The following is a 1,662-nucleotide window of genomic DNA, read 5'->3' as shown; positions in this document are numbered from 1 at the left end:
TTGCAACCGGAAGTCATGCGCGTGGTGTTCAAAGACGCTGGCTTTGCTGACCCAGTCGTTAAAACCAATGCCATTCAGGTGCTCAAGCAGTTTGGCATTGACGATGTGAAAAGTATCTAAGGGCGGGGTAGACCATGACAAATTTTATCGGACTAAAATTTGCACGCACTTCAGTGCGCCCGAAGGGGCGTTTACAGGGAGGTAAACGATGAAAATTCAATTTGATCCCGATCTGGATTATCAAAAAGTGGCCATCGATTCGGTGGTCAGTGTCTTTGAAGGCCAGGAAACCTGTCAGACCAACTTCTCGGTACCGGCCTACAGTGCCCCTGCTACCCATCAGGCTGATCTCTACCAGGGTTCGGAATACGATGATCTGGGTGTGGGTAACCGCCTGGAGCTGCTGCCCGATGAGCTGCTGGATAACGTACGACAGGTGCAGCTGAACCAGGGCCTCAAGCAATCCAAAAAGCTGAACTCCATGGACTTTACCGTGGAGATGGAGACCGGCACCGGCAAAACCTACGTTTACCTCCGCTCAGCCTTTGAGCTGAACCAGCGCTATGGCTTCACCAAGTTTATTATTGTGGTGCCATCGGTGGCCATTAAGGAGGGGGTGTACAAGTCGCTGCAAATTACCGAGCAGCACTTTAAAGAGCAGTACAACAACGTTCAGTACGATTACTTTGTCTACGATTCTCAAAAGCCGGACCAGGTTCGCAGCTTTGCCACCAATGATTACATTCAGATCATGGTGATCAATATTGACGCCTTCCGCAAAAGCTTTACTGATCCGGATAAAGAGACCAAAGCCAACCTGATCCACCGAACCCACGACAAACTCAGTGGTATGAAGCCCATCGAGTTTATCCGCTCGACCCACCCGGTGGTGATTATTGATGAACCTCAGAGTGTGGACACCACCGCCAAGTCCAAAGAAGCGATTGCTTCTCTGAACCCGCTGTGTACGTTCCGCTATTCTGCGACCCATAAAGACAAGCACAACCTGCTGTACAAGCTGGATTCCATTGATGCTTACGAGCAGAAGCTGGTGAAGCAGATTGAAGTGGCCCATATCGATGTACGGGATGGGCACAACAAGGCGTACATCAAACTGCTCGACACCAAAAGCAATAACAGTGGCATTTCGGCAAAGATCGAAATGGATGTCATGCAGTCCGGCAAGGTCAAGCGGGTGGTTAAAACCGTCATAGCCAACGATGACCTGTATGAGTTGTCTGGCGGTCGTGATGTCTATGAAGGCTATGTCATCAACGACATTTACTGCAAAACCGGCGATGAAACCATCGACTTTACCAGCAAGCCCGATGAGATCCGCAAAGGCGAGCTGATTGGCGGTGTCGATGACGATCAGTTTAAGCGCCTGCAAATCCGCAAGACCATTGAAGAGCATCTGGAAAAAGAGCTGCTGCTGATTCCCCTGGGCATTAAGGTCCTCAGCCTGTTCTTTATCGATAAAGTCGCCAATTATCGCTTTTACAAAGATGGCGTTGCCCAGCCTGGCAAGTACGCCAAAATCTTTGAAGAAGAGTATGTCAACATTGCCCGCAAAGGGAAATATCGCAGCCTGTTTGAAGAGACCTCGCCAGAGGCGTTAGTAAGCCAGCTTCATAACGGTTACTTCGCCATTGATAAAAAGAA

At 49.5% G+C, this 1,662-nt stretch carries 1 protein-coding gene; it reads left to right on the top strand.

Annotation, left to right across the window (positions count from 1 at the left end):
- Positions 1-208 precede the first annotated feature (208 nt).
- Positions 209-1,662, top strand: a 1,454-nt coding sequence (locus tag AK963_RS28740; RefSeq protein WP_139117764.1) for a DEAD/DEAH box helicase family protein, incomplete at its 3' end; no start/stop codon positions are given.

Source organism: Endozoicomonas atrinae (assembly GCF_001647025.1).
GTDB lineage: Bacteria > Pseudomonadota > Gammaproteobacteria > Pseudomonadales > Endozoicomonadaceae > Endozoicomonas > Endozoicomonas atrinae.
Note: the sequence above shows the minus strand (reverse complement) of the source record. Positions and strands in the feature narration are given on the sequence as shown.